Origin of the sequence: Streptomyces justiciae, assembly GCF_015163075.1 — a bacterium.
Taxonomy (GTDB): Bacteria; Actinomycetota; Actinomycetes; order Streptomycetales; family Streptomycetaceae; genus Streptomyces; species Streptomyces justiciae.
Map to the genome: position 1 here is coordinate 382,053 of NZ_JADDXU010000002.1, position 20,364 is coordinate 402,416.

Sequence of the window (20,364 nt, forward strand, 5' to 3'; positions counted from 1 at the left end):
CGGTTCGGCGCCCTGCGGGCGGTGGTCGGCGAGGGGTGCTCGCCGTCGTCATTCCGTGGCGATGGCTCGCAGTACGTCCAGACGGGCGGCCCGACCGGCCGGGCGCAGGCCCGCCAGGGCGCCTGCCGCGAGGCCGACCAGGGCCACGATCGCCAGTTGCGTCGGCGGCATCGCGAAGGCGAAGGCGCTGTCGCTCGCGCCGTCGGAGGCCTTGACCAGGACCCAGCCCAGGAAGGCGCCGAGGCCGAGGCCGCCGACGGTGCCGAACGCGGCGACCAGGACCGCCTCCCAGCGGACCATGGCCCGCAGTTGGGAGCGGGTCTGCCCGACCGCCCGCAACAGGCCCAGTTCGCGGGTGCGTTCGTGGATCGCCAGGGTCAGCGTGTTGGCGATGCCGAGCAGCGCGATGAGGACGGCGAGTGCCAGCAGCGCGTAGACGAGGGTCAACATCATGTCGATGCCGCCCGCCGACGACTGCGCGTACTCGTCCCGGGTCTGCACCTCGGGGCTGCCGTACCGCTCTGCCACCTTCTCCACGGCGGCCTTGCCGGTGTCTGTGCTGACGCCGTCCTTGAACGACACGGCGAGCAGGGTGTCGGAGTCCTGTGTGCGGTGCGGTGCCCAGGCGGCGCGGGTGATGACGTAGTCCCCGGCCAGCTCGGACCGTCCGTAGACGGCACGGACCGTGAAGGTCTTCGTCTCGCCGTCGGTGAAGGTGAGTCGGGCCTTGTCGCCGGTCTTCAGACCCAGCTTGTCGGCTTCGCTCTCGGTGACGGCGATGCCGTCGGTGCCGAGGCCGGCCAGGGAGCCCCGGACGTCGCCCAGGTCGAAGGTGCGCTCCAGGGCGAGCGGGTCGGTGACGGTCAACGCCCGTCCCTTGCCGTCGACTTCGGCGACTCCGCGCCCGAGACCCACGGCGGTGTCCACCTCGGGCAGCTCGGCCACGGCACCCGCCAGCCGGGGGCTCAGTCCGCTGCCGCCGGCGCCGAACGACGGGGTGCTCACGGCCACGTCGCCCGCGAAGGAGCGCGAGACCGTCTGGTCCATGGTCGCCTTCAGCGAGGCGGCGAAGACGGTGAACAGGGCCACGACGGCGACGCCGATCATCAGTGCGCTCGCGGTCGCGGCCGTCCGCCGGGGGCTGCGCAGGGCGTTGCGGCGGGCGAGGCCGCCGGTGACGCCCCGCAGCCGGTCGAGGGGGCCGCCGAGGACACGTACCGCCGTGGTGGAGGCGACCGGGCCGAGCACCACGAACGCCGCCAGGGCGAGCACGGCTCCGGCGCCGGCGAGCCACAGCGACGGGGTGACCAGGACGCCGCCGATCGTCAGGCCCAGGGCGAGGGCGCCGAGACCCAGACCGGTGACGGCGCGGACGCGGGAGGCGGCGGAGGTGTCGACCGCCGTCTCGCGCAGGGCCGCCATCGGTGCCGTACGGCCCGCGCGGACGGCGGGCAGCAGCGCGGAGCCGAGGCAGACGACGGTGCCCACGGCGAGCGGCAGCAGCAGGGACAGCGCGCTGACCACCAAGTCACCCTCGGGGAAGGGGAATCCGATCGCCGGGAACAGGGCCTGGAGACCCGCGGCGATGCCGATGCCGCCCGCCAGCCCCGCGAGCGAGGCCGTCACCGCGACCGCGGTGGCCTCCACGAGGGTCGACGCCGTGACCTGGCGCCGGGAGGCGCCGAGGGCGCGCAACAGGGCGTTCTCGCGGGTGCGTTGGGCGACGACGATCGCGAAGGTGTTGTGGATGGAGAACGTCGCGACCAGCAGGGCGACGCCCGAGAAGACGAGGAGGAAGAGGGTGAAGACGGTCAGGAACTGGCTGGAGATCATCTCGGTGTTCTCCTCGGCCGACTCCTGGCCGGTGATGGCCTCGACTCCCTTGGGGAGCACGGGAGTCAGCCGGTCCACCAGCTCCTGCTGGCTCACCCCGGGGGCGGCCCGGACCTTGATGGTCGACGCCTCGCCCGGGCGGGCCGTCAGGTACTTCTCGGCGTCCGCCCGGGTCATGCCGGTGAAGGTCACCTGGGCCATGCCGTCCTCACCGCCGAAGGTGGCCAGGCCGACGACGGTCACCTTCACGGGGTCGGGGGTCCGCAGGGTCGTCGTGTCGCCGAGGTGCAGGCCGCCCCGCTCGGCGGTGCCCCGGTCGATGACGACTTCGCCGGACTTGGCGGGGGCTCGGCCCTCGGCCAGTTGGTAGGCGTTGAGTTCGGGGTCCGTGATCCAGTTGCCCGCGAGGGTGGGCGGGCCCTTGCCGCCGATGGGCTCTCCGTCCGCGCCGACGAGCTGGCCGGCGCCCTGGATGTCGGGGGCGGCCGCGGCCACGCCGGGGACCTTCTCGACGGCGTCCACGAGATCCACCGGGACCGGCGCCCGTACGCCCTGGCTCTCGCCGGGCGTGGTGATGGCGTCGGCGCTGCGGACCACGGCGTCCGTGCCGCTGGTGGCCCGCCCGAACATCGTGTCGAAGCTGGCGCGCAGGGTGTCGCCCATGACGAGGGTGCCCGCCAGGAAGGCGACGCCGAGGAACACGGCCAGGAAGGTCCCGGCGAAACGCCGCTTGTGGGCGCGCAGGGAGGAGGCGCTCAGACGTACGGCGGCGTTCATGACGACACCTCCGAGGCCGGGGAGGTCCCGCCGCCAAAGGACTTGGCCGGCGAGGCCTGGGAGGTCCCCGCGTCGAAGGCCTTGGCCTGGGAGGTCCCCGCGTCGAAGGCCTTCATGCGGTCCAGGACCCGTTCGGCGGTCGGTGCGGTCATACGGTCCACCAGGCGCCCGTCCGCGAGGAAGACGACCTCGTCGGCGTGGGCGGCGGCCACCGGGTCGTGGGTGACCATGACGACCGTGCGGGCCGTGTGGCGCACCGTGCGGCCGAGGAGGCCGAGGACCTCCGCGCCGGAGCGGGAGTCGAGGTTGCCGGTGGGTTCGTCGGCGAACACCACGTCCGGCTGCCCGGCGAACGCCCTGGCCACGGCGACGCGTTGCTGCTGCCCGCCGGAGAGCTCGGAGGGGCGGTGGTGCAGGCGGTCGCGCAGACCGACGACGTCGATCAGGGCCTCGACCCACTCCTGGTCGCCCTTGCGGCCGGCCAGGTCGAGCGGGAGCGTGATGTTCTCCCTCACGGTCAGCGTCGGCACCAGGTTGAACGCCTGGAAGACGAAACCGACCCGGTCGCGGCGCAGGAGGGTGAGGCGGCGGTCGTCCAGGGAGCCCAGTTCGGTGTCGCCTATGTAGGCGGCGCCCGCGCTGAGGGTGTCGAGACCGGCCGCACAGTGCATGAGGGTCGACTTGCCGGAACCCGAGGGCCCCATGATCGCGGTGAAGCGGCCGGCGGGGAAGGCGACGCTGACGCCGTCCAGGGCGCGTACGGCGGTGTCGCCACCGCCGTACACCTTGACCGCGTCGACGACGCGTGCGGCGGTGCGCACCTCGGTCGTGACGGTCATGCCGCACCGCCCTTGCCGGACCGGCGGCCGAACTGCTCGTCCAGGACGGAGAGCCGACGCCAGTACTCGTCCTCGTCGATCTCGCCGGAGGCGAAGCGGTGGCCGAGCACGGTGAGGGGCGAATTGTCGTCGACGGCGAACCGGCGGGGGCCGCCGCGGCCGCGCCACACCGTGCGGCGCAGGACGGTGACGGCGCCGACGACGACGGCCGCCCAGATCAGCGGGAAGAGAAGGATCCACGGGCCGGGCCCGCCGTCCCAGTGCGCCAGGGTCTGCATCTCGGGTCATCTCCCTAGTGGTGTTTCCGGTGATGTCTCGAGAGTGGCTTCGACCTGGGGTCCGGGTCGTCGTACAGCCAGCGGCAGTGCGGGTACCTCCCGGGGAGTACGGCAGGACGCTCCAGGCTGCTTCCTGGACCCCTAGCCTTGTGTAACTACTAGTATGTACAGTGAGCTCATGAGCACCCCGGAGCGACTGATCGAGTCCACCCGCGAGCTGCTGTGGGAACGCGGCTACGTCGGCACGAGCCCCAAGGCCATCCTGGAGCGCTCGGGCGCCGGGCAGGGCAGCATGTACCACCACTTCAAGGGCAAGCCCGACCTCGCGCTGGCCGCGATCCGGCGGACGGCCGAGGAGATGCGGGCTACCGCGGAGGGAGTACTGGGCGGGCCGGGGACGCCGTACGAGCGCATCGAGGCGTATCTGCTGCGCGAGCGCGAGGTCCTGCGCGGCTGCCCGGTCGGCCGGCTGACCATGGATCCGGACGTCGTCGCGAGCGAGGAGCTGCGCGCGCCGGTCGACGAGACGCTCGACTGGCTCCGGGAACGGATCGCCGGGATCGTCGAAGAGGGCAAGGAACAGGGTCAGTTCGCGCCCTCGTTGGACGGCGAGGCCATCGCGGCCACCGTCGTCGCCACCGTCCAGGGCGGCTACGTCCTGGCCCGCGCGTCCGGGTCGCCGGGAGCGTTCGACGCGGGTGTCAGGGGGCTGCTGTCGCTCCTCGCACCTCGACAGCGATAGCCGGGAGGCATTCTTCATGCACGCCATGCAGTACGAGCTGACGCTGCCCGCCGCCTACGACATGGACGTCATCCGGGCCCGCGTCGCCGCCAAGGGACATCTGCTCGACGACTGGAAGGGCCTGGGCCTGAAGGCGTATCTGATGCGGGAGCGCGGCGTTCACGGCTCGCCCGTGAACCAGTACGCGCCGTTCTACCTCTGGAACACCGTCGAGGGCATGAACTCCTTCCTCTGGGGCGGTGGTTTCCAGGGGCTGAGCGACGACTTCGGGCGGCCCTCGGTGCGGCAGTGGACCGGTCTGGCGTACGAGGAGGGCGGCGCCGTCGGCTCCCCCGCGCGAGTCGCGGTGCGGCGGCGCCGCCCCGTGCCGGACGGCGTGGAGCTGGGCGCGTTCACGGCGGACGCGGCGGATGAGGCGAGGCGGCTGGCGGGCGAGGACGGGGCGCTGCTCGCGGCGGCCGTCGTCGACACCTCCCGCTGGGAGCTCGTCCACTTCTCGCTGTGGGCGCACGAGACGCCCAAGGCGGACGGCGATGTCTTCCAGGTCCTGCACCTGTCGGCGCCGGGCCTGGGACGATTGGCCCGGGGACGCCAGTGGTGAGCGCGGTCCGCACGGTCCTCGGCGACGTGGACCCCGCGGGTCTCGGGGTGTGCGACGCGCACGACCACCTGTTCTTCGGCAGCCCTCAACTCCCCGGCCAGGAGCTGCGGGACGTGTCCGCGGCACGGGCCGAGCTGGTCGCGTTCCGGACCGAGGGCGGCCGAGCGGTGGTGCAGTGGACGCCGTACGGCCTGGGGCGGCGGGCCGCCGATCTCCCGCCGCTGGCCCGGGAGACGGGGGTCGCCGTGGTCGCCGCGACCGGGCTCCATCAGGCCGTCCACTACGACGAGCGGGTCCTGGCGGAGCTGCGGGGTGCCCGGCTCGCGGAGCTCTTCGTCGCCGAACTCACCGGCGGTATCGGCACGTCGGGGGTGCGGGCCGGGCTGATCAAGGTGGCGGGCGGTTTCCACGCGCTCGACGCGCACGCGCGCTGGACGATGTCGGCGGCGGCCGAGGCGCACCACGCGACGGGGGCGCCGATCGCGGTGCACCTGGAACTGGGCACCGGCGCACTGGACGTACTGGACCTCCTGTGCGGGGAGTCGGGCGTGCCGCCGCACCGGGTGATCCTGGGGCACCTCAACCGCTCCCCCGACCCCGTCACGCAGCTCCAGGCCGCGGCTTCCGGCTGCTGGCTCGCCTTCGACGGGCCGTCGCGCGCCCACCACGCCACCGACTGGCGGATGCCGGACGCGGTGCGGGCCCTGGCGGAGGCGGGGTACGGCGACCGGCTGCTGCTGGGCGGCGACACGACGACCGCGGCGGCCCGCTCGGTCGACGGCGGGCCGGGGATGCCGTATCTGCTGCGCCGGGTGCGGCCGCGGCTGGTGGCGGCCGTCGGTGCCGAGGTGGTGGAGCGCATGATGACGGTGAATCCCGGCCGGGCCTTCGCCGTCGACTGGCGGTGAATGAGCATGATCGGCACGGACCGACGCCGAGAGGAAGCACATGGCACTGGAAATGCGCGACCGCTGCGAACGCTGCGAGACGGCCGCACTGCCGCCGGACGCCGCCGCGCGCATCTGCGTCTACGAGTGCACGTTCTGCGTCGCGTGCAGCGAGGCCATGGGCAACATCTGCCCGAACTGCGGCGGCGAACTGGTCCCGAGACCACGCCCCGCCCGAAAGGACAGTGCCTGACATGCCGTTCGTCCGGATCGACGCCCTGAACGCCGGCCCCGAGCGACTCGACGCGCTCGGCCGGTCCGTGCACGAGGCCCTGGTGGAGACACTCGGCATCCCGCCGGAGGACCACTTCCAGGTGCTCACCGGCCATGACGGGGCCAACAGCACACTGCGCTACGGCGATTACCTCGGGGTGCGCCGCGACGAGGGCATCGTGTACGTCGCGATCACGATGCGCGCCGGGCGCACCCCGGACCGGAACCGCGCCCTGTACCGCCGTATCGCCGAACTCGCCCACGCCTACGCGGGCACCGAGCCACGGAACGTGTTCGTGACCGTGACCGAGAACGCGTCGATCGACTGGTCCCTCGGGCACGGGGTGGCGCAGTACGCGCCCGGCGACTGAGCCGGGCGTCGGCTAGGCCACCGAGATGTCCACCGGCGGACGCAGCTTCGCCGCTGCGGCCAGGGCCTCGTGGGCGGGGTGCGTGTCGAAGGCGTCCAACAGGGCCTTGTCCGCCGGGTGTTCGGCTGCCGGGTAGGCGATCTGCTCGTACGCGGCCTGGAAGCGGGGGCCCCAGCGGCGGGCGCCGAGGCGGGCCGTGCGGGAGCAGTTGTCGACCATGTGGGCCACGTCGCGGGCGTGCATGTAGGGCAGCAGGGAGTCGACGGCCTCGATGACGGACTCGTTGACGATCTCGGACCAGGGGTGGCCGCGGTCGGCGAACTCGTCGATCTGGGCGGTCATGGTGGCGACGAAGACACCTGCCGTGAACGGGTCGACGGGCAGCTCACGCGTTCCGCGCCGCGCCCGCACCCGCTCCGCGACGGACCACATAGGGGAGCCGCCGATCTCGCTCATCGGGCGGGCGCCCAGGCGGCGTTCGGCGAGGATCACGCTGCGCAGCTCGGTACCGTCGGCGACCTCGTCGTAGATCTCGGCGACGATCTCGCGGGCGGGGGCGTATGTCGCGGTGTACGCGCGGTCGAAGACGTCCCGCGCGGACGGGGTGAGACCCTCGCGGACCGCCCTCATCCCGGACCGGGAGATCGTGCGGGCGATCGGGCCGGTCACGTTCTCGCAGGAGCGTTCGTACGCCGTCACCTCGTCGTCCCCGGCGAGGCGGTAGCGCGTGAACAGGGTCTCGACGATGCCGTGGACGGCGCCGAGCAGGATCGCGCGTTCGCCCACGATGTCCGAGCGGTACTCGCTGTCGAGGGTGGTGCGGAAGGTGTACGGCGACCCGAGCCCGACCGACCAGCCCAGGGCGAGGTCGGCGGCCCGGCCGTCCGGGTCGGCGTGGACCGCGTAACTGCTGTTGATCCCGGCACCATTGATCTCCGCGCCCTGCCGGTACAGCCGTCGTACGGAGTCGCCCATGCCCTTGGGGCAGACGGCGATCACCGGGTGCCCGGGCGGGAAGTCGCCGCCGGTCTCCCGGAGGTGCCCGAGCAGGAAGCCGTGCGAGAGGCCGATGGCGGCTCCCGGCTTCAACACCGCGAAGATCTCGGTGTGATGGGCGGCCAGTGCCGCGTCGGCGATCAGCAGGATCACCAGGTCACTGTCGGCGGCGACGGCGAGCCAGTCGCCGAGCGTGCCGTCCTCCTCGGTGAAGCCGTGGGTACGGGCGTCGGCGACCGACGCCGATCCGGGGCGCAGTCCCACAGCCACGGTGATGTCGGTGCCGGCGAGGGAGTCACGCAGGTTGAGGGCCTGGGCGCGGCCCTGCGGGCCCCAGCCGAGGACACCGATGCGGCGCACGCCGGCGAAGGCCTGCGGCAGCAGCGGGAACAGATGCCGGCCGCCGCGCAGGATGGTCTCCGTGCCGCCGGGCACGTCCATCGTCTCGAGGCTGAAGACACGGGAGGTGTGCGTGGTCGAGGTCATGGTCGAGTTGTAGGCTCGGGGCGAGCGTTGCGGCAAGCGCAACCTGTGCAGCGCCCTCTTGCGGGATATGAAAGGTGCAGGTGAGCTGGTGCGTGATGACCATCGGGAGCTGCGTCTTTTTCTGCATCTGGCGCAGTCGCTGAACTTCGGGCGGACGAGTCTGGATTGCCATGTCAGTCCGGCGACGCTGACGCGGACCGTGCAGCGGCTTGAGGCGGATCTGGGGCACCGGCTGTTCGAACGGGGGCCGCGCGGGGTGTCGCTGACGGCCGAAGGGCACCGGTTCCGTGAATACGCCGTCCAGGCACTGGAGTTGTGGCGCTCCTACCGCGAGGAGCATCCCGACCCGGCCGAACTGACCGGCCGGCTGGCCGTGTTCGCCACGGTGACGGCCTGCCAGGCGCTGCTCCCCGACCTGTTGGCCCCGTTCCGGGTCGCCCACCCCCAGGTACGGCTCGACCTGCGCACCGGCGACGCGGCGGCGGCGCTGGCCCGGCTCGACGAGGGCGAGGTCGACGTCGCCGTGGCGGGCATCCCGGCGCGGCTGCCGGAGCCGCTGGTCGGGCGGACGGTCGCGGTGACCGAGCTGGTCCTGGTCACCGCCCGGGACCGGCCCGACCCCGGCCTCGACGGGCCCTTCGTCCTCCCCCACCGCGGGCTCGTCCGGGACGCCGCCGACCGCTGGTTCCGCGCCCGCGGCACCACGCCCGAGGTCGCCTGCGAACCGGACGGCCACGAAGGACTGTTGACGCTGGTCGCGCTCGGCTGCGGTACGGGGGTGGTGCCGCGGCTGGTGCTGGAGCACAGTGCGGTGCGGGAACGGCTGGCGGTGGTGCCGGCGGACCCGCCGCCCGAGGCGTTCCCGATCGGGTTGTGCGTACGGCGGGCCGATCTGCGCAGGACGCTGGTGGCGGCGCTGTGGAGCCTCACGGCGCCTTGAAGGTCACCGGTCCGTGAGGTCAACCGAGGCTCACGACTCCTTGTAGGTCACCGGTCCCTGAGGTCCAGGCGCCCGATGTGGGCCACGTTCTCCCGGTCCTCCGCGTCCTCACTCGCCTCGGCCGCGAACCACGCGTCGAGGATCTCCTTCATCAACGGCTCGGACGTCAGGCGCAGGCCGAGGGCGAGGACGTTGGCGTCGTTCCAGCGGCGGGCGCCGTCCGCGGTGTAGGCGTCGGTGCACAGGGCGGCCCGCACGCCGGGGACCTTGTTCGCGGCGATCGACGCGCCCGTGCCGGTCCAGCAGCACACGACCGCCTGGTCCGCCGTCCCGGCGGCGACCTCCCGGGCCGCCGCCTCCGAGCACGCGGCCCACTGGGGGTCGGCGCCCGGTTCGAGGGCGCCGTGGGTCGTCACCTCGTGACCGCGGCTTCGCAGCTCGGCGACGAGGGCGCGCGCCACGGGTTCGTCCATGTCGGAGGAGACTGAGATCCGCATGGTCGCGAGCCTACGCGGCTCACCAGGGCAGGGAGCCCTTGGCGTCGAAGTAGCCGCCGGTCGGGCCGTCCGGGGGTGTCTGGGCCATGCGGACGATGATCTCGGCGCCTTCCTCGACGCTCTGGGTGCCGGTGCGGCCGTTGAGGTCCGTCGCGGTGAAGCCCGGTTCGACGGCGTTGATCCGCATCCCGGGGAACGCCTTCGCGTACTGCACGGTGACCATGTTGACCGCGGTCTTGGAGGACGGGTAGGCGATGGCCGGGTAGAAGTGGGCCGGCGAGTCCGGGTCCGACAGTCCGGTCAGGGAGGCCAGGCCGCTGCTCACGTTCACCACGACGGGCGCCGTGGACCGCTGGAGCAGCGGGAGGAAGGCGTGGGTGACGCGGACGACGCCGAAGACGTTGGTCTCGAACACCGTGCGCATCTCGTCGGCGGTGGTGTCGGCGGCGGTCGGGATGGCGTTGTCCGGGCCGCGTACCTCGATGCCGGCGTTGTTGACCAGGACGTCCAGGCCGCCCTCGGCCTCGACGGTCTTCGCGGCGGCCTGGACTGAGGCGTCGTCGGTGACGTCGAGCTGGACGAAGCGGGCGCCGAGCTGTTCGGCGGCACGGCGGCCGCGTTCGGTGTCGCGGGCGCCGATGTAGACGGTGTGACCTGCGGCGATGAGCTGTCGGGCGGTCTCGAGGCCGAGACCCTTGTTGGCTCCGGTGATGAGTGTGGTGGTCATGGCTCCACGGTCCCGCCGGGGCTGCGGGACAGCCAGAAGACCCTTCTTCCTGGGACTCGCAGTACCAGGCACGGGCCTGACCCAAGCGGTTCACTGGAGGAATGACGACGACGGAACTGGGGCAGGCGCTGCGCCGCTGGCGGGACCGGGTCGCGCCGCAGACCGCGGGGCTGCCGGCCGGCGGTCAGCGGCGGGCGGCGGGGCTGCGACGCGAGGAGCTGGCGCTGCTGGCGGGGATCTCGGTCGACTACGTCACCCGGCTCGAACAGGGCCGGGCGGCGAACCCGTCCGGGCAGGTCGTCGAGGCACTGGCCCGGGCGCTGCGCCTGTCGGGGGACGAGCGGGCGTATCTGTTCCGGCTGGCGGGGCTGGTGCCGCCGGGGCCGGAGACGGTGCCCGGGTATCTCACGCCGAGCGTGCAGCGGCTGCTGGACCGGCTGGTGGACACGCCGGTCGGGGTGTCCGACGCGGCGATGACGCTGCTGATGGCCAACCCGATGTACGCGGCGCTGATGGGCGATCAGTCGGGCTTGCGCGGCTTCGAGCGCAACGGGGTGTGGCGCAACTTCATGGGTGCGCCGACCCGGGTCCGGCACACCCCGGAGGAGCGGCGCGCCTTCGAGGTCGGAATGGTCGCGGAGCTGCGGGCGACGTACGGCCGGTATCCCGCCGACCGGCAACTGCGGCGGCTGGTCGCGGAGTTGAAGGCGGGCAGTGAGCGGTTCGGCGAACTGTGGGACGCGGGGGTCGTCGGCCGGCTGGAGGGTTCGCGCAAGACGATCGAGCATCCCCACGTGGGGCTGCTGACGTTGGACTGCGATCTGCTCCGGGTGGAGGGCAACGACCTGCACATCTTGGTGTATTCGGCGGAGCCGGGCACCGAAGAGGCCGAGAAGCTGGCGCTGCTCTCCGTCCTCGGTACGCAGTCACTGGTGGGCTAGGGCCTGTCTGGCGTCGCGGGGCAGACGGGAATTGTCAGGCAGGCCCCAGGGCCCTGAGCGGGTCGTCCAGCACCGGCTGCCATGCCAGCTCGGCCGCGCCGACCAGGCTGTTGTGGTCCAGGGTGCACGCGAGGATCGGGACTCCGCCGCTCTGCCCCCACAGGCTGCGGTCGGCGACTACCGCGCGCAGCCGGTCGGGGTCGGCGGCGAGGAGGGTGCGGTGCAGGCCGCCGAGGATGATGCGGTCGGGGTTGAGGATGTTCACCAGCCCGGCCAGGCCCAGTCCCAGGCGGTCGATGAGGGTCTCGGCGGCGGTGCGGACGGTGGGGTCGTCGTAGTGGTCGCGGATCAGTTCGTTGGCCTGCTGGAGCAGCGACACCACGGGGCCCGGCTCGCGCCCGGCGGCCGTGAGGAGGGCGAGCGGGTCGGCCTCGACGTCGAGGCAGCCGCGGCTGCCGCAGTGGCAGGGGCGGCCCTCGGGGTTGACGGTGAGGTGGCCGACCTCCAGGGCTAGGCCCGAACTGCCCGTGTGCAGACGGCCGTCGAGGACGAGCGCGCCGCCGACGCCCCGGTGTCCGGTGGCCACGCAGAGCAGGTCGCGGGCGCCGCGTCCGGCGCCGTGCCGGTGCTCGGCGAGTGCGGCGAGGTTGACGTCGTTGCCCGCGAACGCCGGTCCGGTGATGCCGGCGGCGCGCACGCACTCGGCGAAGATCCGGCGGACGGGGGCGCCGACGGGCCAGGCCAGATGGAGCGGGTTGAGGGCGGTGCCGTCGGGTTCGGCGACCGCGGACGGCACGGCGAGACCGGCGCCGACGCAGTGGCGGCCGGTGGTGCGCAGCAGCTCGGCGCCTGCCTCGACGACCGAGCCGATGATCTTCGCCGGGTCGGCGTCGACGGTCTCGCGGGCGGGCGCGGTCGCGGCGATACGGCCACCGAGCCCGACCAGCGCCGCGCGGAACCCGTCGGCGTGCACCTGGGCGGCGAGGACGACGGGCCCGTCCTCGGCGACCGCGAGCCGGTGCGAGGGCCGGCCCTGGGAACCCGCGGCGGCGCCGGGCCGGGCGTCCACCCTGATCAGGCCGAGCGCCTCCAGCTCGGCGGCGACGGCTCCGGCCGTGGCCCGTGTCACGCCGAGTTCGGCGGTGAGCACGGCCCGGGTCGGGGCGCGTCCGGTGTGCACGAGCTCCAGTGCGGGCCCGAGCGCGCCGCGCCCCCGGTCCAACCGCGTCCTCGAGGTGGTCCCTTCCCCCGCCGGCCGGGGGTCCGCGTTGCCGCTCATGAGGGCGAGTCTCCCATGATCCGCAGTGCGGGCGACCTAGCGGCCACTGACTCTGAGCGTGATGTTCAGCCGCCCGGTCAGCCCCAACTCCGGCGGCGCCGTGCCCGGGTACACCTTCGGCACGCCATGGTAGGCGAGCCGCGCGGGCCCTCCGAACACGAACAGGTCGCCACTGCGCAGTTCGACGTCCGTATAGGGCCGGGCCCGGGTCTCGGTGTTGCCGAACCGGAAGACACACGTGTCGCCGAGGCTGAAGGACACGACCGGCGCGTCCGACTCCTCGTCGCTGTCCCGGTGCATGCCCATGCGGGCGTCGCCGTCGTAGAAGTTGATCAGTGCGATGTCGTACGGCGGGGGTGTCGCCCCGAGTGCCTCCCGCGCCGCGTCACGTCCCAGCTCCCCGAGCCACGCCGGGAACGGCTTCACCGGGGAACCGTCGCCGTCGACGACGGTGCGGGCATAGCCGTACGGGTACCAGTGCCACCCCAGACACACCTGCCGCGCGGTCATCGTGCCGCCCCCGGGTGTCCGCACCGTCCGCAGCCCGGCCGGCGGACGGGCCCACCCCCGGCAGGCCTCCAGCAGCTCCCGCTGCCGCCCGGCGTCGAGCCAGTCCGGCACGTGCACCGCGCCCGGCACCACCTCGGCACGGGACCTGGGGAACAGCTCGGCATCCATGGACACCATCGTGCCAAGAAGCCCTTGGCTGCGGCTCCGCCGGCGAGAGTGCGTGCCGGGCGGCGTGGGGGCGTGCCTGGGCCTTTCCCGGGGTCGCTTAGCCTGGACGCACGATGAACGACCGTATGACGACGCCCTGGGGCGAGCTGACGCTGGCCCGTTTTCCTGAGGACCCGCGTGACCGGCTGCGTGCCTGGGACGCCTCCGACGAGTATCTGCTGCGGCACCTCCAGGAGGTCCCCCTGTCCGGCACGGTCGTGGTCCTGGGCGACCGGTGGGGCGCGCTGGTCACGGCGCTGGCCGCGCACGGGCCGACGCAGATCACGGACTCGTACCTGAGCCAGGAGGCGACCCGGGCGAATCTCGTCCGCAACGGTGTCGAGACCGGCGCTGTGCGACTGCTCACGACGCAGGACCCGCCGCCGGGGCGGATCGACGTGCTGCTGGTGCGGGTGCCGAAGAGCCTGGCGCTGCTGGAGGACCAGCTGCTGCGCCTCGCGCCCGGGGTGCACGAGGGCACGGTCGTCGTCGGCACCGGCATGGTGAAGGAGATCCACACCTCGACGCTGAAGCTCTTCGAGCGGATCATCGGCCCGACGCGGACCTCCCTCGCCGAGAAGAAGGCGCGGCTGATCTTCAGCACCCCGGACGGGTCCGGCGGGAACGCCGCCAACCCGTGGCCGTACCGCTACGCCCTGCCCGAGGGCGTCGGGCCGGTCTCCGGGCGCACCGTCGTCAACCACGCGGGCGTCTTCTGTGCCGACCGGCTCGACATCGGCACCCGGTTCTTCCTGGGCCATCTGCCGGACAGCAGGGGCAACCGGCGCGTCGTGGACCTCGGCTGCGGCAACGGAGTCGTCGGTACGGCGGTGGCGCTGGCCAATCCCGAGGCCGAGGTGCTGTTCGTCGACGAGTCGTTCCAGGCGGTGGCCTCCGCGGAGGCGACGTACAAGGCGAACGGCGTGCCGGGGCATGCCGAGTTCCGGGTCGGGGACGGGCTGAGCGGGGTGCCGGACGGGAGTGTGGACCTCGTGCTCAACAATCCGCCGTTCCACTCCCACCAGGCCACGACCGACACCACCGCGCGCCGGATGTTCGCGGACGCCCGGCGCGCGTTGCGGCCGGGCGGCGAGCTGTGGGTGATCGGCAACCGTCATCTGGGGTACCACGTGACGCTGCGGCGGCTGTTCGGGAACAGCGAACTGGTCGCCAGCGACCCGAAGTTCGTGGTGCTCAGGACCGTCAGGAAGTAGCGCGGCCGAGCAGGCGGACGGTGCGCGCCACCTCCCTCGCCATCGCCTCCCGTCCCACGCCCAGGTGCTTGCGGGCGTCGACCGCCTGGGGGTGGGCGTCGAGGTACTCCCGTACGGCGCCGGTCAGGGCGATGTTGAGGGCGGTGCCGATGTTGACCTTGGTGATGCCGCCGGTGACGGCCGCAGTGAGTTCGTCGTCGGGCACGCCGGACGAGCCGTGCAGGACGAGCGGTACGTCGAGCGCCGCGGCCAGGCGTTTGATGAGGTCGTGGTCGAGGCTCGCGGTGCGGGTCGTCATGGCGTGCGTGCTGCCGACGGCGACCGCGAGGGCGTCCACGCCGGAGTCCGCGACGAAGGCGCGGGCCTCGGCGGGGTCGGTGCGGGCGCCGGGGGCGTGGGCGTCCAGCGGCGGTGCGCCGTTCTTGCCGCCGACCTGCCCCAACTCGGCTTCGATCCACAGGCCTTGGGCGTGCGCCCAGTCGGCCGCGGCGCGGGTGGCGGCGAGGTTCTCGGCGTAGGGCAGCCGGGCGGCGTCGTACATCACGGAGCTGAATCCGGCGTCCGCCGCCTGCCGCAGCAGGTCGTCGCTCTGGACGTGGTCGAGGTGCAACCCGACGGGTACGGCGGCGCGTTCGGCGACCGCGGCGGCGGCGCGGGCGAGGGGGTGCAGTCGCCCGAGCCTGAACTTGACGGCGTTCTCGCTGACTTGGAGGACGACGGGGGCGTCCGCCGACTCGGCGCCGGCGACGACCGCCTCGACGTGTTCGAGGGTGACGACGTTGAAGGCGGCGACGGCGGAGTGCGCGGCGGCGGCTGCGGCGACCAGTTCGCCGGTGGTGACGAGAGGCACGGCTACTCCTGCGCGCCGGCGAGGATCACCGAGCGGGTGAGGTGGCGCGGCCGGTCCGGATCGAGGCCCCGGGCGGCGGCGACGGCCACGGCGAGCCGCTGGGCGCGGACCAGTTCGGCGAGCGGGTCGCGGCCGCCGTCCACCCACAGCGCTCCGGTGCCCCGCACCTGTTCGGCCAGCCCCTCGGGCGCTTCGCCGAACATCCAGGTCGCGGTGCCCTGGGTGGAGATGCTGATGGGGCCGTGCCGGTACTCCATCGCCGGGTAGGCCTCGGTCCAGGACAGTGCGGCCTCGCGCATCTTCAGCCCGGCCTCGTTGGCCAGGCCCACGGTCCAGCCGCGACCGAGGAAGGTGAACTGCGTGCATTCCACGAGGCCTTGGGGCAGCGGGTCGGCGAGCGCTGTGCGGGCGTCGGCGACGGCTGCCTCGGTGTGCAGTCCGAGGTGGGCGCGGAGCAGGGTCAGCGCGGTCGTCGCGAACCTCGTCTGCACGACGGACCGTTCGTCCGCGTAGTCCAGCACGACGACGTCGTCCGCGGCCGCCATGACAGGCGTGTGCGGGTCGGCGGTGATCGCCGTGGTGCGTATCCGCCCCTTCAACTGCCCGAGCAGCTCCAGGACTTCGGTGGTGGTGCCGGACCGGGTCAGCGCGACGACCCGGTCGTACGACCGCCCCTGCGGGAACTCCGACGCGGCGAAGGCGTCGGTCTCGCCCTGCCCCGCGCCCTCGCGCAGCGCGGCCGCGGACTGCGCCATGAAGTACGACGTGCCGCACCCCACGATCGCGACCCGCTCCCCCGGCACCGGCAGCACCCCGCCGTGTCCGCCCGCCTCGGCCGCCGCGCGGGTCCAGCACTCGGGCTGGCTCGTCAGCTCGTCCTCGACATGCGTCATGGCGTTGCCCCTCCCTATGCTTCGATGATTGTTTATGCAAGATATAGCGAGCTTTCGAGCAGAATCAAGCATTCGGACGGGTGCGGGGTGCGCTAGGGTCGCCGGGTGATCGAGGATGGGAGGGTGCGGATGTCCCGTGACGCCCGCTGGAAGGCGCTGCTGGAACTGCTCGTGGAGCGCGGCCGGCTGGAGGTCGAGGAGGCCGCCGCCGAGCTGGAGGTCTCGGCCGCGACGATCCGGCGCGACTTCGACCAGCTGGCCGAGCAGCAGATGCTCGTGCGCACGCGGGGCGGGGCGGTCGTGCACGGGGTGTCGTACGAGCTGCCGCTGCGGTACAAGACCGCCCGGCACGCCTCCGAGAAGCAGCGCATCGCCAAGGCGGTCGCGGATCTCCTCGCACCCGGCGAGGCGGTGGGGCTGACCGGCGGGACGACCACCACGGAGGTGGCGCGCGCCCTGGCCGTGCGCAGCGACCTCGCGTCCGGCTCGCCCGCTCTGACGGTCGTGACCAACGCGCTCAACATCGCCAACGAGCTGGCCGTGCGCCCCCAGTTCAAGATCGTGGTGACCGGTGGGGTCGCGCGGGCGCAGTCGTACGAGCTCATCGGGCCGCTCGCGGACGGGGTGCTGAGCCAGATCACCCTCGATGTCGCGGTGCTCGGTGTGGTCGCCTTCGACGTCACGCACGGGGCCGCCGCGGCCGACGAGGCGGAGGCGGCGATCAACCGGCTGCTGTGCGAGCGGGCCGAGCGGGTGGTCGTGGCCGCCGACTCCAGCAAGCTGGGGCAGCGGGCGTTCGCCCGGATCTGCGCGGTCGAGACGGTGGACACTCTGGTCACGGACACGGCCGTGGGCACGGAGACGGTGCGGCGGTTCGAGGAGGCGGGTGTCAGGGTGCTCGCGGTCTGACAGGGCCGGCGAAGATCCCGGACCGCCGCCGTCCGACTCGTTCTCGACACCGGCGCTACCGGAGCGACCTAGGCTGGGTTCCATGGAGGCTGCCATGAGCGGACCATCGACCAACCAGCCGAACCAGCCGTACCTGCCGATCGCCGAGCACGGTCTCATCGGCGATCTGCGCAGCGTGGCCCTGGTGGGCACGGACGGCACCATCGACTGGTACTGCTGCCCGTCCTTCGACGCGCCGAGCGTCTTCGCGGCGATCCTGGACTCGGAACGGGGCGGCGCGTTCGAGCTGGCGGCGTCGGTGCCGGCCCGGACCAAGCAGTTCTACTTCCCCGACACCAACGTCCTGATCACCCGCTTCTTCACCGAGGACGGGGTCGGCGAGGTCCAGGACTTCATGCCCGTCGACGGTGAGAAGGCCGAGGTGGAGCGGCACCGGCTGATCCGCCGGGTGGTGTGCGTACGGGGTTCGATCCCGTTCCGGACCCGGGTCGCCCCGCGCTTCGACTACGGCCGGCAGCAGCACCGGCTGCGCATGGTCGGCGACGTGGCGGTCTTCGAGTCCGACAAGCTGTCGCTGGGCCTGACCGCTACCGTGCCGCTGGAGACGGACGGCCTGGACGCGCGCGCCGACTTCAAGCTCGCGGAGGGCGAGTCGGCGGTGTTCGCGCTGGACCAGGTCGGCGGGGACGTGTCGCCGCGCCGGTGCGCGCGGACCGAGGCCGAGGAGCAGTTCGCGACCACGGTCGCCTACTGGCGGCGCTGGCTGTCGCAGTCCAAGTACCGGGGCCGCTGGCGGGAGATGGTGCACCGCTCGGCCCTCACCCTCAAGCTCCTCACCTACGCGCCGACCGGCGCGATCGTCGCCGCGCCCACCACGAGCCTGCCCGAGCAGCTGGGCGGCGAACGCAACTGGGACTACCGGTACGTGTGGGTGCGCGACGCCGCCTTCTGCGTCTACGCCCTGCTGCGCCTCGGCTTCACCGAGGAGGCCGAGGCGTTCATGAACTTCGTGACCAAGCACGTCAGTCCGGGCGACGGCAAGCCGTCCGGACCGCTTCAGATCATGTACGGCATCGACGGCCGCACCGACCTCACCGAGTCCGAACTCCCGCACCTGGAAGGGCATCAGGGCTCCGCGCCGGTCCGGATCGGCAACGCGGCCTCGGACCAGCTCCAACTCGACATCTACGGCGCCCTGATCGACTCCATCTACCTCTACGACAAGTGGGCCAAGCCGATCTCCAGCGCCCAGTGGGACGACGTCTGTTCGCTGGTGGAGTGGGTGTGCGCGCACTGGGACCAGCCCGACGAGGGCATCTGGGAGACCCGCGGCGGCCGGAAGAACTTCCTGTACTCGCGCCTGATGTGCTGGGTGGCGATCGAGCGGGCGATCCGCATGGCCAACCGGCGTGGTCTGCCCGCCGATCTGCCCCGCTGGCGGGAGTGCCGGGACACCATCTACCGGCGGATCATGAGCCGTGGCTGGTCGGAGGCGCGTCAGGCGTTCGTGCAGCACGAGGACGGCGACGTGCTGGACGCGGCCGTGCTGATGATGCCGCTGTCGAAGTTCATCGCACCGACCGACCCCAAGTGGCTGTCCACGCTGGACGCGTTGACGCAGGAGCTGGTCTCGGACTCGCTGGTCTACCGCTACGATCCGCTGGCCAGCCCGGACGGACTGCGCGGCGACGAGGGCACGTTCTCGATCTGCTCGTTCTGGTACGTCGAGGCGATGGTGCACGCCGGCCGGGTCGACGAGGCGCGGCTCGCCTTCGAGAAGATGCTGACGTACGCCAACCATCTCGGCCTCTACGCCGAGGAGATCAGCCACACCGGTGAGCAACAGGGCAATTTCCCGCAGGCGTTCACCCATCTCGCGCTGATCAGCGCCGCGTTCAACTTGGACCGGGCGCTGGGCTGAACAGCGACCTGGGGCGCAGGTCGGTCCAGTTGGCCTCGACGTAGGCCAGACAGGCGTCCCGGGTGTTCTCCTCGAAGGCCACCGTCCAGCCGCCGGGGACTCCGGCGAAGGCGGGCCACAGCGAGTGCTGGCCCTCGCCGTTCACCAGGACCAGGAAACGGCCTTCGGCGTCGTCGAACGGGTTGGTGCTCACGTCGAGTACCTCCTGCGAACGTCAACATTAGGTTAGGCTCGCCTAATTGGATCGAGCGTAGCTTTTCGCCTTCCCTCCCACAAGGAGTCGTCCATGGCCCAGCACGCCCTCGGCTTCGGCGAGTTCGGGCTGGCGGAGGAGCCCGGCTCCGACGCGTTCTGGGCGACGGTGCGCGGGCCGCTCTCGGTGCCCGCCGGTGATGGCGGCTGGGTGACTTTGTTCCTGTGGCGCGGGTCCGAGGCGAGCGTCGGCTTCGAGAGCTGGTCGGGTCCGGTGGCATTGCGCCGGTGGGGCGACACGGACTGCTGGTACGCCGAGGTGCGGATGCCCGAACGGCTGCGGGTCACTTACCAGTTCCTCGTCGACGGCATCGCGTACGCCGACCCGTTCAACCCGGCCGGGGCGGGCGGTGACCGGTCCATCGCGGCCACGCCGGACGCGCCGCCGCAGCCGCACTGGCCCCTGGTCGGGGCCGACGACGTGCTGCCGCTGCCCCGCACCCGGCTCCGCTGGTCCTCCGAGCGGCTCGGTGGGCGTCGTACCGTACGCGTTCATCCGGTGGGCGGCGGTGGGCCGTTGGTGCTGCTCCTGGACGGGGACGACTGGCTGTATCTGCATCCGGCCATGACCGCCTTCGAGTCGGCGGTCGCCGGTGGTGACATGCCTCCCGTGACGCTGGTCTTCCTTCCGGCCAAGGACCGGGGGACCGAGTACGCGTGCCGGCCCGAGCTGTGGGAGGGCGTCCGGGACGAACTGCTGCCGCTCGTCGCGGAGTCGGGCGTGCCGGGCGACCCGGACCGGCTGGTGGTCGCCGGGCAGAGCCTCGGCGGGCTGAGCGCACTGTACGCGGCGCTGGAGTTCCCTGAGCTGGTGTCGCGCGTCGCCTGTCAGTCGGGGTCGTTCTGGTGGGCGCCGGGGGCGATGGAGTCGGCGGATCCGTTCGGGGGGACCGTGGGTGGCGCCCTCGCCGAGCGCCTGCGCCGGCTGCCCGACCCGTCCGGACTGCGGGTTGCCTTCGACGTGGGGGAACACGAGACGCGGATGCTCCCGCACTGCGGACGGGTGGAGGCGCTGACGGAGCGGTGCGGTGCGGTCGTACGGGTGTCGCGGTCGGCGTCGGAGCATGACCGGGCGGGGTGGCGGCACGCGCTGCTCAGGGATGTGGCGTGGGTGCTGCGCTGATGTGCCGGGATCACCGGC

General features: G+C 72.6%; 22 protein-coding genes. 11 read left to right on the top strand and 11 right to left on the bottom strand.

Annotation, left to right across the window (positions count from 1 at the left end; all coding sequences use genetic code 11):
• Positions 1 to 48: 48 nt before the first annotated feature.
• From IQ210_RS05810 to IQ210_RS05820, 3 genes are read right to left on the bottom strand one after another with little or no spacing between them, the layout of a single operon-like run.
• Positions 49 to 2,610, bottom strand: coding sequence for an ABC transporter permease (locus IQ210_RS05810; protein WP_194077754.1), 2,562 nt, complete (start codon positions 2,608 to 2,610; stop codon positions 49 to 51).
• Positions 2,607 to 3,449: an ABC transporter ATP-binding protein gene (locus tag IQ210_RS05815; RefSeq protein ID WP_228047057.1), complete on the bottom strand. Its 843-nt coding sequence runs from the start codon at positions 3,447 to 3,449 to the stop codon at positions 2,607 to 2,609. Before IQ210_RS05815 ends, IQ210_RS05810 begins: the two co-directional genes overlap by 4 nt.
• Entirely contained in the window at positions 3,446 to 3,727 is a 282-nt protein-coding gene (locus tag IQ210_RS05820) for an SHOCT domain-containing protein (RefSeq protein ID WP_194077755.1), read from the bottom strand. The genes IQ210_RS05815 and IQ210_RS05820 overlap by 4 nt, the downstream gene beginning before the upstream one ends.
• 178 nt (positions 3,728 to 3,905) lie before the next feature.
• Here IQ210_RS05820 and IQ210_RS05825 point away from each other — a divergent pair, with 178 nt between their 5' ends.
• From IQ210_RS05825 to IQ210_RS05845, 5 genes are read left to right on the top strand one after another with little or no spacing between them, the layout of a single operon-like run.
• On the top strand, positions 3,906 to 4,469 hold the full coding sequence (locus IQ210_RS05825; RefSeq protein ID WP_228047059.1) for a TetR/AcrR family transcriptional regulator: 564 nt from the start codon (positions 3,906 to 3,908) through the stop codon (positions 4,467 to 4,469).
• Between the two features lie 16 nt (positions 4,470 to 4,485).
• Positions 4,486 to 5,070, top strand: a complete 585-nt coding sequence (locus tag IQ210_RS05830) for a DUF4865 family protein (RefSeq protein WP_194077757.1) — start codon at positions 4,486 to 4,488, stop codon at positions 5,068 to 5,070.
• Positions 5,067 to 5,978: a phosphotriesterase family protein gene (locus tag IQ210_RS05835; RefSeq protein WP_194077758.1), complete on the top strand. Its 912-nt coding sequence runs from the start codon at positions 5,067 to 5,069 to the stop codon at positions 5,976 to 5,978. The genes IQ210_RS05830 and IQ210_RS05835 overlap by 4 nt, the downstream gene beginning before the upstream one ends.
• 40 nt (positions 5,979 to 6,018) lie before the next feature.
• Positions 6,019 to 6,210, top strand: a complete 192-nt coding sequence (locus tag IQ210_RS05840) for a DUF1272 domain-containing protein (protein ID WP_194077759.1) — start codon at positions 6,019 to 6,021, stop codon at positions 6,208 to 6,210.
• Position 6,211: 1 nt separating this feature from the next.
• Positions 6,212 to 6,601 carry a tautomerase family protein gene (locus IQ210_RS05845; RefSeq protein ID WP_194077760.1) on the top strand — a complete coding sequence of 130 codons (390 nt, stop codon included), beginning with the start codon at positions 6,212 to 6,214 and terminating at the stop codon, positions 6,599 to 6,601.
• A 12-nt stretch (positions 6,602 to 6,613) separates the two neighbouring features.
• Here IQ210_RS05845 and IQ210_RS05850 read toward each other — a convergent pair whose 3' ends face one another.
• On the bottom strand, positions 6,614 to 8,083 hold the full coding sequence (locus IQ210_RS05850; protein ID WP_194077761.1) for a ketol-acid reductoisomerase: 1,470 nt from the start codon (positions 8,081 to 8,083) through the stop codon (positions 6,614 to 6,616).
• An 88-nt stretch (positions 8,084 to 8,171) separates the two neighbouring features.
• Between IQ210_RS05850 and ilvY the strand changes: the two genes are divergently transcribed.
• Entirely contained in the window at positions 8,172 to 9,023 is an 852-nt protein-coding gene (gene ilvY, locus IQ210_RS05855) for an HTH-type transcriptional activator IlvY (RefSeq protein WP_194077762.1), read from the top strand.
• Between the two features lie 47 nt (positions 9,024 to 9,070).
• On the opposite strand, the gene IQ210_RS05860 is transcribed toward ilvY, so the two are convergent.
• Together IQ210_RS05860 and IQ210_RS05865 are read right to left on the bottom strand one after the other, a co-directional pair.
• A complete protein-coding gene (locus IQ210_RS05860; RefSeq protein WP_194077763.1) occupies positions 9,071 to 9,520 on the bottom strand; it encodes an RpiB/LacA/LacB family sugar-phosphate isomerase in 450 nt (149 codons plus the stop codon).
• 19 nt (positions 9,521 to 9,539) lie between these two features.
• Positions 9,540 to 10,247: an SDR family oxidoreductase gene (locus IQ210_RS05865; protein ID WP_194077764.1), complete on the bottom strand. Its 708-nt coding sequence runs from the start codon at positions 10,245 to 10,247 to the stop codon at positions 9,540 to 9,542.
• Positions 10,248 to 10,348: 101 nt separating this feature from the next.
• Here IQ210_RS05865 and IQ210_RS05870 point away from each other — a divergent pair, with 101 nt between their 5' ends.
• Positions 10,349 to 11,188, top strand: coding sequence for a helix-turn-helix transcriptional regulator (locus tag IQ210_RS05870; protein WP_194077765.1), 840 nt, complete (start codon positions 10,349 to 10,351; stop codon positions 11,186 to 11,188).
• Positions 11,189 to 11,222: 34 nt separating this feature from the next.
• Here IQ210_RS05870 and IQ210_RS05875 read toward each other — a convergent pair whose 3' ends face one another.
• Both IQ210_RS05875 and IQ210_RS05880 read right to left on the bottom strand, forming a co-directional pair.
• Complete coding sequence (locus tag IQ210_RS05875; RefSeq protein WP_194077766.1) at positions 11,223 to 12,467, bottom strand: ROK family protein; 1,245 nt, start codon at positions 12,465 to 12,467, stop codon at positions 11,223 to 11,225.
• 36 nt (positions 12,468 to 12,503) lie between these two features.
• Positions 12,504 to 13,145 (bottom strand): alpha-ketoglutarate-dependent dioxygenase AlkB family protein, encoded by a 642-nt coding sequence (locus IQ210_RS05880; protein ID WP_194077767.1) that lies wholly within the window; start codon positions 13,143 to 13,145, stop codon positions 12,504 to 12,506.
• A 125-nt stretch (positions 13,146 to 13,270) separates the two neighbouring features.
• Between IQ210_RS05880 and IQ210_RS05885 the strand changes: the two genes are divergently transcribed.
• The gene (locus IQ210_RS05885; protein WP_194078190.1) at positions 13,271 to 14,398 is read left to right on the top strand and encodes a methyltransferase; all 1,128 of its coding nucleotides are present in this window, start codon (positions 13,271 to 13,273) and stop codon (positions 14,396 to 14,398) included.
• On the opposite strand, the gene IQ210_RS05890 is transcribed toward IQ210_RS05885, so the two are convergent.
• Together IQ210_RS05890 and IQ210_RS05895 are read right to left on the bottom strand one after the other, a co-directional pair.
• Positions 14,388 to 15,248: a class II fructose-bisphosphate aldolase gene (locus IQ210_RS05890; protein WP_194077768.1), complete on the bottom strand. Its 861-nt coding sequence runs from the start codon at positions 15,246 to 15,248 to the stop codon at positions 14,388 to 14,390. The two genes, IQ210_RS05885 and IQ210_RS05890, sit on opposite strands and share 11 nt — an antisense overlap.
• A 2-nt stretch (positions 15,249 to 15,250) precedes the next feature.
• Positions 15,251 to 16,141 (bottom strand): SIS domain-containing protein, encoded by an 891-nt coding sequence (locus IQ210_RS05895; RefSeq protein ID WP_194077769.1) that lies wholly within the window; start codon positions 16,139 to 16,141, stop codon positions 15,251 to 15,253.
• Between the two features lie 129 nt (positions 16,142 to 16,270).
• On the opposite strand from IQ210_RS05895, the gene IQ210_RS05900 reads away from it, so the two are divergent.
• Entirely contained in the window at positions 16,271 to 17,050 is a 780-nt protein-coding gene (locus IQ210_RS05900; RefSeq protein ID WP_194077770.1) for a DeoR/GlpR family DNA-binding transcription regulator, read from the top strand.
• Between the two features lie 94 nt (positions 17,051 to 17,144).
• Positions 17,145 to 18,971, top strand: coding sequence for a glycoside hydrolase family 15 protein (locus tag IQ210_RS05905; protein ID WP_194077771.1), 1,827 nt, complete (start codon positions 17,145 to 17,147; stop codon positions 18,969 to 18,971).
• On the opposite strand, the gene IQ210_RS05910 is transcribed toward IQ210_RS05905, so the two are convergent.
• Positions 18,946 to 19,164, bottom strand: a complete 219-nt coding sequence (locus IQ210_RS05910) for an MbtH family protein (RefSeq protein ID WP_194077772.1) — start codon at positions 19,162 to 19,164, stop codon at positions 18,946 to 18,948. The genes IQ210_RS05905 and IQ210_RS05910 overlap by 26 nt on opposite strands.
• A gap of 93 nt (positions 19,165 to 19,257) precedes the next feature.
• Here IQ210_RS05910 and IQ210_RS05915 point away from each other — a divergent pair, with 93 nt between their 5' ends.
• Positions 19,258 to 20,346, top strand: a complete 1,089-nt coding sequence (locus tag IQ210_RS05915; RefSeq protein ID WP_194077773.1) for an alpha/beta hydrolase-fold protein — start codon at positions 19,258 to 19,260, stop codon at positions 20,344 to 20,346.
• Positions 20,347 to 20,364: the final 18 nt, after the last annotated feature.